At 63.0% G+C, this 7,214-nt stretch carries 9 protein-coding genes and 1 pseudogene; 4 read left to right on the top strand and 6 right to left on the bottom strand.

Going from position 1 to position 7,214, the window contains the following annotated elements; translation table 11 throughout:
• Positions 1-113, bottom strand: a 113-nt coding sequence (locus AC3WJD_RS21280; protein ID WP_492748761.1) for a transposase, incomplete at its 3' end; no start/stop codon positions are given.
• A 352-nt stretch (positions 114-465) separates the two neighbouring features.
• Here AC3WJD_RS21280 and AC3WJD_RS21275 point away from each other — a divergent pair.
• Positions 466-1,083 carry a DNA-3-methyladenine glycosylase I gene (locus tag AC3WJD_RS21275; protein WP_492748760.1) on the top strand — a complete coding sequence of 206 codons (618 nt, stop codon included), beginning with the start codon at positions 466-468 and terminating at the stop codon, positions 1,081-1,083.
• A 108-nt stretch (positions 1,084-1,191) separates the two neighbouring features.
• Positions 1,192-2,019: an alpha/beta fold hydrolase gene (locus tag AC3WJD_RS21270; protein WP_492748759.1), complete on the top strand. Its 828-nt coding sequence runs from the start codon at positions 1,192-1,194 to the stop codon at positions 2,017-2,019.
• Between the two features lie 474 nt (positions 2,020-2,493).
• Here AC3WJD_RS21270 and AC3WJD_RS21265 read toward each other — a convergent pair whose 3' ends face one another.
• The 3 genes and pseudogenes from AC3WJD_RS21265 to AC3WJD_RS21255 all read right to left on the bottom strand — a co-directional run.
• On the bottom strand, positions 2,494-3,216 hold the full coding sequence (locus AC3WJD_RS21265; protein ID WP_492748758.1) for a haloacid dehalogenase type II: 723 nt from the start codon (positions 3,214-3,216) through the stop codon (positions 2,494-2,496).
• Positions 3,213-3,764: an alpha-hydroxy-acid oxidizing protein gene (locus AC3WJD_RS21260; protein ID WP_492748757.1), complete on the bottom strand. Its 552-nt coding sequence runs from the start codon at positions 3,762-3,764 to the stop codon at positions 3,213-3,215. The genes AC3WJD_RS21265 and AC3WJD_RS21260 overlap by 4 nt, the downstream gene beginning before the upstream one ends.
• A 13-nt stretch (positions 3,765-3,777) precedes the next feature.
• Positions 3,778-4,149 (bottom strand): annotated as a pseudogene (locus AC3WJD_RS21255) (class II aldolase/adducin family protein); the annotation flags it as partial.
• Positions 4,150-4,253: 104 nt separating this feature from the next.
• Here AC3WJD_RS21255 and AC3WJD_RS21250 point away from each other — a divergent pair.
• Positions 4,254-4,928: a Crp/Fnr family transcriptional regulator gene (locus tag AC3WJD_RS21250; protein ID WP_492748756.1), complete on the top strand. Its 675-nt coding sequence runs from the start codon at positions 4,254-4,256 to the stop codon at positions 4,926-4,928.
• 26 nt (positions 4,929-4,954) lie between these two features.
• On the opposite strand, the gene AC3WJD_RS21245 is transcribed toward AC3WJD_RS21250, so the two are convergent.
• Positions 4,955-5,581, bottom strand: coding sequence for a tetratricopeptide repeat protein (locus AC3WJD_RS21245; protein WP_492748755.1), 627 nt, complete (start codon positions 5,579-5,581; stop codon positions 4,955-4,957).
• Positions 5,582-5,587: 6 nt separating this feature from the next.
• Positions 5,588-6,520, bottom strand: a complete 933-nt coding sequence (locus tag AC3WJD_RS21240; RefSeq protein WP_492748754.1) for a winged helix-turn-helix domain-containing protein — start codon at positions 6,518-6,520, stop codon at positions 5,588-5,590.
• Positions 6,521-6,688: 168 nt separating this feature from the next.
• Between AC3WJD_RS21240 and AC3WJD_RS21235 the strand changes: the two genes are divergently transcribed.
• Complete coding sequence (locus AC3WJD_RS21235; protein WP_492748753.1) at positions 6,689-7,153, top strand: hypothetical protein; 465 nt, start codon at positions 6,689-6,691, stop codon at positions 7,151-7,153.
• Positions 7,154-7,214 lie beyond the last annotated feature (61 nt).

The following is a 7,214-nucleotide window of genomic DNA, read 5'->3' as shown; positions in this document are numbered from 1 at the left end:
ACGTTGATGTGCAGATCCAGATCGCGCGCGGCCTGCGCCATCGATACGCCCCGCTCGCGAACCAGCTTTACCGCCTCAACCTTGAACTCCCGACTGAACTTCCTTCGTTGCATTCATGCCCTCCGATTCCAAAGACACCTTATCTTGGTGTCCACGAAACCGGCAGCAGCTCATTTCTCTTCCTCGGTAAAGGAAAGCCGATCAACGGCTACTTGCATATCGCGCTGACTGCGCCTGATCGTGAGTCCGTCGATGCATTCTATCGTGCTGCGCTGGCGGCAGGCGGAACGGACAACGGGCCTCCGGGCATTCGGTCTCAGTATCATCCCGGCTATTACGCGGCCTTCGTCGTCGATCCGGACGGCTGCAACGTGGAAGCCGTCCATCTATCGGTCGACTGATTAGCGCCGCTTTCGCCGTCGGACGCGAGCCCGCTTCTCGATTAGCGCTTGGAGGAGACCTGACATGCCCGATACCCCAGTCGAGCGCTGCAGCTGGGCGGAAAACGACCCGCATATGCGAGACTATCATGATAACGAATGGGGCGTGCCACAGCGCGACCCACGGATGTTGTGGGAGATGCTCATGCTGGAGGGCTTCCAGGCAGGACTTTCGTGGATCATCATACTGCGCAAACGGGATGCGTTCCGTGCCGCTTTCGCGGATTTCGACCCGGCAAAGATTGCAGCGTTCGGTGCGCGAGACGTCGAACGGTTGATGGCGCACCCGGGCATTGTGCGCGCACAAGCCAAGATCGAAGCCACAATCAAAGGAGCGCAAATTTATCGCGAGATGCAGAATCGTGGAGAAGATTTCTCGACGTTTTGCTGGTCCTTCGTGGACGGCGTGCCGATCCGTGGCGACGGCAAAAGCCGTCTTGCGAGCACGCCTCTTTCAGAAGCGATCTCCAAGGAACTGAAGCAGCGCGGCTTCAAGTTCGTGGGGCCGACGATAACCTACGCGTGGATGCAGGCGGTGGGCATTGTCAACGATCACTCTCTCAACTGCTTTCGACGTCATCTCGAATGCGGAGAAGTCGCGGAAATGTGTCGCTCAACAGGCGCTATGAGAGCCGCGAGATAATCTCAGGGCCGCGACGGAACCGGCGCACCCGACGCATCCGATGCGACGCTCGCAGGCTGCCTGATCAGAATCGAAACTCAGCGCATTACACAATGAAAGGAATAGCCGATGAAGCTGTATCAATTGGTAATTGCCGCGGGAGCCGCGTTCTTCGGGACTGGCGCAATTGCTCAGCTCCCAGCGAGAATCGATTCCGCACAGAAGGTCCGTAATGTGGTGCTAGTTCACGGCGCGTTCGTGGACGGATCTGGCTGGCGCGGGGTCTATGACCGGCTGACGGCGCGAGGATACCACGTGAGCATCGTCCAGAATCCACTAACATCACTTGAAGACGACGTCGCCGCCACGAACCGTATTCTCGCTCGGCAAGACGGCCCTGCCATTCTCGTCGGCCACAGCTGGGGCGGTACGATCATCACCGAAGCCGGCAGTCATCCGAGTGTGGCTGGCCTTGTTTACGTGTCCGCATTAGCCCCCGCGGCAGGAGAAACGACTGCCGAACAATACAAGGGCTATCCGGCGGCCTCGGAGTTCGCACTCGATGTTGGAAAGGACGGTTTCGGGTTCGTACGAGCGGACAAGTTTAGGTCGGGTTTTGCAGCTGATTTGAAGGACGCCGACGCCGCGTTTCTTCGCGACTCCCAGCTACCGATCCGTATGTCCTCGTTCGAGACCAAGCTGACGAACTCGGCCTGGCAGTCGCACAAGACCTGGGCGGTTATCTTCAAGCAAGACCGGGCCTTTGGAGAGGGCATGTTGCACGGCATGGCCCGGCGCATCGGCGCCAAGATCGTCGAGGTCCCGGGAAGCCACGCCGGGTTCATCACGCATCCCCGCGAGGTGGCCGACGTCATCGATGAAGCGGCCCGCCAGACCTCCGCATCCCTGGCTAAATACCCGACCGAGGAAAGCCAAACGACCGGCAACACCGAGTGATGGCCTTCCTCTCTCCGCCTGTCAGGATCAATGATCTGGCAAAGGCGCTAAGGTCACATTTGACTCGGTAGCGGACATTAGAGCGGGGCTGAACGGACGGCCTCTTTTGGTTCGATCGCTTGCGCTGGCGGACGACTGCTAAGGGCGCAAAGCGGACATCACTTGACGAGCGCTATGGAAATTTCCCAATGAGTTGAGTGCCCATCATATTCATGCTGGGTGCGCCATTCCTGAAAAGTGGCGGAATCTGGTCATTTCGGCGCGATACCCAACCCGTATGTGTTGGGCACCATGGGGACAATCGACCGGTTTCGGACGGACAGCTTCGGGCGGCCGAACCAGGGATGACGGCCTCAGGGGCGGAATGCGGATTCTGGTGGTAGCCGGATTGCGCAATTCGATCGTCGGAGCGCCCGATTTGGTGCCGACGCGGTCGCCAGCCTCTCCGACTGCCGGTTCCTGCCCCATTCGATTTCAGCAACCAAACAGGCCTGCCAGCCCGGTAATGTTGCCGGCCACCCAATCCCAGTCCTGAGCAGCATCCACGTCGGGGGCGCGGCGTCCGCCATATTCGTGCGGGCGGTCGACATAGGCCGTGGAGAGGCCGCAGGCGCGCGCGGCGGCGAGGTCGCTGTGGTGGGACGCGACGAGGCAGAGCTCGTCTGGCGCGATCCCGAGCACCTCGGCGGTGCCGAGATAAGCGCGGGGGGACGGCTTGTAGGTGCGCGTCACCTCGGCGCCGAGCAACGCGTCCCACGGCAATCCAGCACGCCGCGCCATTGCCAGCATCAGCGCTATGTTACCGTTGGTGAGCGTGACGACGGGGAAACGCGTCTTGAGGCGGGTAAGCCCCGGCACCGCGTCCGGCCATGGGTCCAGTCGGTGCCAGGCGCGGTTCCAGTCGGCGAGCAGCTCCTCGTCCAGCGTCGCCGGATCGACGCCCACGCCCCGCAGCGCCTCCTCCAGCATCTCGCGGTGAAGGACGTCGAGCGTGACGAAGTCGCGGCCCGACGCGGCGAAGGCGGTCATCACCCCGATATAGCGCATCCGCCATGCGTCGGCGAAGGCGGCGGGGTCGATGTCGGCGCGCCCGATCCGCGCTAGGAACGTCGCAGACTCCCGCGTGACTCCGCTGCGCCAGTCCACAACGGTGCCGAACACGTCGAAGGCCAGCACCTTCGGCATCGGCGCGGTCACGAGACGCGCTCCGCACCCGTCGCCCGCAGGTCTGCGAGCGTCGGCCAGCCGTTCACCGCCATCATCAGGTCCGTTTCCGCCAGGATCGAGTGCAATACATGTGCCGCCCCTTCCGCTCCGCCGAGCGCCAGTCCATAAACATAGGGGCGCCCGATGCCTACCGCCCGCGCGCCGAGCGCCAGCGCCTTCGCCAAATCGCTGCCCGAGCGGATGCCCGAATCGAACAGCACCGGCACCTCGCCCGCCGCCGCGACGATTCCGGGCAGGTGGTCGATCGCGGCGATGCCGCCGTTCGCCTGCCGCCCGCCGTGATTGGAGCAGTATATCGCGTCCGCGCCGCTATCGATCGGGCGGCGCGCGTCGTCGGGGTGGCAGATGCCCTTCAGCACCAGCGGCAGTTTCGTCATCGACCGCAGCCAGCCCATGTCGTCCCAGGTCAGCACCTTGCCGAAGGTCGCGGCCCACTGCCGGACCGCGGCGGGCACGTCCTCCTCGGGGGGCGCCGCGAGCATCGCGCGGAACGCCGGATCACTGAAATAATTGGCCATTACATGGCCGCGCAGCTGACACCGCCTGTCCATGCGGCGTGTGCAGGTGGAGCACCGCTGCCGCATCCTCACGCGCACCATGGATCGCCGAATGGATCACGAACCCGGCACGGTTGACCGGCGAGGGCGTGTCGATCACCTTGTTGCCGTCGCCATCGATCTTCACCAGCGACGAGGCCGTGATCTCCTCGAACATCATGTCCAGCGGATTGATGAGGAAATGGTGCTCGGGCCCGGGCACGCGCGCGGAGAGGTGAGTGAAGATCAGGTCGTCCCAGCCGTAGAGCGCAACCAGCCGGTAGGCCGCCGCAAGGTCGACGCGTAGCGCCCATTCCTCCGCCGATACGCTGTCGTGCAAGCTCGAAGTCTTGAATGCGGTTGCCATGTTCCGTCCTCTCAAATCGTTGCTCTTAACGATCCTGATGCCACGATTTGGCGGCAAAGAATGTCGCAATCTTGACAAAGTTGGTCGATTGGCGAGCATCGGGTATGAACCTCGCCGACCGCGCTATTCTCGATGCTGATCCGTGGTTTTCCCGCTTGCCGCCGGGTCGTCGTGATCGGCTGCTGGAGCAGGGCCGCACGCGCCGTTTCGCCGATGGCGCATGCGTATATGGCTATGGCGATCTCCCCAACGGCCTATGGGCGGTGCTGGAGGGCGAGGTGCGGCTCAAGGGGTATCCGACACCGGCGACTGAGTTCCTCGCGCTCACGCTGCGGCCGGGGAACTGGTTCGGAGAGTTGTCGACGATCGACGAAGATGTGCGTCCTCACGATGCTCTCGCGTTCGGTTCGGCCCGGCTGCTTCATGTGCCGATGGCGGCATTCAGCCGACTCGCGGCGACGCTGCCCGGCCTCTACCACGATCTCGGCCGGTTGGTGTGCCAGCGCGAGCGGATGGCGCTCGAGTTCATCACTCAGATCGTGGCAACGCCGCCCCGTATGCGCCTGGCCAGGCTGCTGCTGACCCGGACGGACGAGCGTGTTGACGCCCTGCGTGTCCGTCAGGAGGATTTGGCCGTGATGCTCGGCGTGTCGCGGCAGACGCTGAACCGGCACCTCGGCGCGCTCGTGGCGACGGGGGCAATCTCACTATCCTATGGACGCATTGAAGTAACAAACCGGGCGCTGCTTCTTCAACAAGCCAATATTGCCTCGATCTGACTCGCATCGAGAAACTATCCAGCCTGCTACTCAGGCAGGCCCGCTTTGCGCAATGCGCCGAAAAAGTGGGCATCGTCCTCTGCGTTCTTGAATACGGCCAAGGGCCTTGCCGTGCCCGAGATGGTAAAGTTGGGATTCATCCGCATCGCTTCCGCGGCGGCCGCCTTGGCTTTGTCCGGCTCGTCCAATTGGGCGTGCGCCGCAGCAAGGCATACATAGCCGTACTGGATGGGCGTCGGGGCGTGAGAGACATAGTCGGTCAGGATCGCCACTGCCTGCTCATAATCCTTAAGCATGAAATGCCCGACTCCGATGAAGAACAAGGGCAAGGGTCCGTGAAACGGATCGAGCCGCATATAAGCCTTCAGGAGATCGATTGCCCGCCGCGGTTCGCCAGCAAGCACCAGCGCCCAACCAAAACGCCAATCTACGTAGTTCGGATTGAGCGCGATAGCACGGTCGAACGCGGCGATCGCCGGATCGAACTTTCCGCGCCACATGAGCACGAAGCCCCGCATGGCGTGCGCCTCGGGCAAATTCGGATCGAGCTCCACGGCCTTGCGGGCATGAAGTTCGGCCTTATCCAGCGCGGCAGGGTTGAGATGATCGTCGTCCAGCTTGCTGGCCCAAACCGTGGTGCAGGTCTTGGACAAGAGCACCTAGGCGCGAGCGAAAAGCGGATCCAGGGCGAGCGCCTGCTCAAGATGTTTCCGGGTCTCGTCGATGTGCCTGACGTCGAAGGTCGAGAGTGCCGCGGCGAAGGCCTCAACCGCCAGATAATAATGATCGTGCGCCTTCCAGTTTCCGGGCGGGCGGCCGCGCGCGCGCACGGCTTCGGCTTTGCGGACCTGCGCGGCGAGGATCGCGGCGATGGCGCCCACGAGCTCGTCCTGGATGGCGAACATGTCTTCGATCGCCCGGTCATAATTTTCCGCCCAGACGTGAGCGGTTGTCGCCGCGTCGATGAGCTGAACGGTGATCCGCAGCCGGGGACCGGCCCGGCGGATGCTGCCCTCGAGAACGTAGCGCACCCCGAGCTCGCGTCCGACCTGGCGGACATCAACGGCCTGGCCTTTGTACTGGAAGCTCGAATTGCGGGCGATTACGAAAAGTTCGCTGAAGCGCGAGAGCGCGGTGGTGATGTCTTCGACGACGCCGTCAGCGAAATAGTCCTGGGACGGATCCGGGCTGAAAATAGCGAAGGGAAGAATGGCGATCGAGGGCCGGTCCGGAAGCTCCAGCGGGGGCCGCTCGACGAAGCCGTCCGTGACCGCGTCGCCCTCGTCCTCCGAGACGCTCCCGATAAAACGAAAACCGCGCCGTGGCAGCGTCTTGATCAGGCGCTGCTCCTCGCCATTGTCGCCGATGGCTGTGCGGGCCACGTTCATCCGCGTGGTCAGTGCCGCGTCCGAGACGATGCGGCCGTCCCAAATTGCCGCGATGAGGTCGTCCTTGCTGACGACCCGGTCGCGATTGCGGATCAAATATTCGAGCAGGTCGAACACTTGCGGCGCGACGGTCAGCGCCGTCTCGCCGCGACGCAACTCACGCAGTTCCGTGTCGAGGACGTTCTGTTCAAAGAGGTACCGCAAATCACGTTCCTCGGGCGCATGCCCTCGGGAATTCGGGGCCTGCCACTCCAATTCTGCCCGAGTGGCCCAAAAAACAAGGTTTTGGTGAGCAAAATGTGAGGCGCCAGTTAAGCGCGCCTCCGCTGGGTCTGACATTGCCCTCCTGTCCACACAAGCAGGAGCCAACCCATGATTGCCGCGCCTTCGCCGCATATCCACAAGGCCACGCCGCTGCTCATTGCGTCGGCCGCCGGTGTCGCGGCTATCGCACTTGGAGTCACGGTAGGTATAGATGCCCTGGAGCAAGCCAGGCTCGCAGCGCGATGGACGGCGCGCGCGAGCTTCCTTGTCTTCCTGGTCGTCTACTGTGCCCCGGCGACCGCCCGCCTCTTTCCCTCGCCGTTGATGCAGGCCGTCGTCAGGCGCCGCCGGCAATGGGGCATCGCCTTCGCGCTTGCGCACGGCATCCATTTGGCCGCGCTCACCTACTATATGCTGCTGTCGGGCGAAGGGCGGCCCGTGCCCGTCTGGATCCTGACGGGGACCGCCTATGCGATTATCTTTCTCCTGGCGTTCACCTCGAACGATGCAAGCCAGCGGCTGCTCGGGCGCTGGTGGAAGCGGCTCCATCGGGTGGGCATCCACATGGGGTAATCGCGGGAGCGAGTCGCCCCAAAGCAGTCGCAGCATGGAAGCGGGTGGCTGTTCCCCGATA

The sequence above is a fragment of the Sphingobium sp. FW306-1B-F04DB genome (assembly GCF_058781925.1).
The sequence above is the reverse complement of the archived record's forward strand: the minus strand, read 5'-3'. Positions and strand labels throughout refer to the sequence as shown.

What these genes read in the sequence shown, in the direction of transcription:
- AC3WJD_RS21275 (WP_492748760.1), top strand. Translation starts at nt 466, where the DNA reads ATGCCCGATACCCCAGTCGAGCGCTGCAGCTGGGCGGAAAACGACCCG.
- AC3WJD_RS21270 (WP_492748759.1), top strand. Translation starts at nt 1,192, where the DNA reads ATGAAGCTGTATCAATTGGTAATTGCCGCGGGAGCCGCGTTCTTCGGG.
- AC3WJD_RS21260 (WP_492748757.1), bottom strand. Translation starts at nt 3,764, where the DNA reads ATGGCCAATTATTTCAGTGATCCGGCGTTCCGCGCGATGCTCGCGGCG.
- AC3WJD_RS21250 (WP_492748756.1), top strand. Translation starts at nt 4,254, where the DNA reads ATGAACCTCGCCGACCGCGCTATTCTCGATGCTGATCCGTGGTTTTCC.
- AC3WJD_RS21235 (WP_492748753.1), top strand. Translation starts at nt 6,689, where the DNA reads ATGATTGCCGCGCCTTCGCCGCATATCCACAAGGCCACGCCGCTGCTC.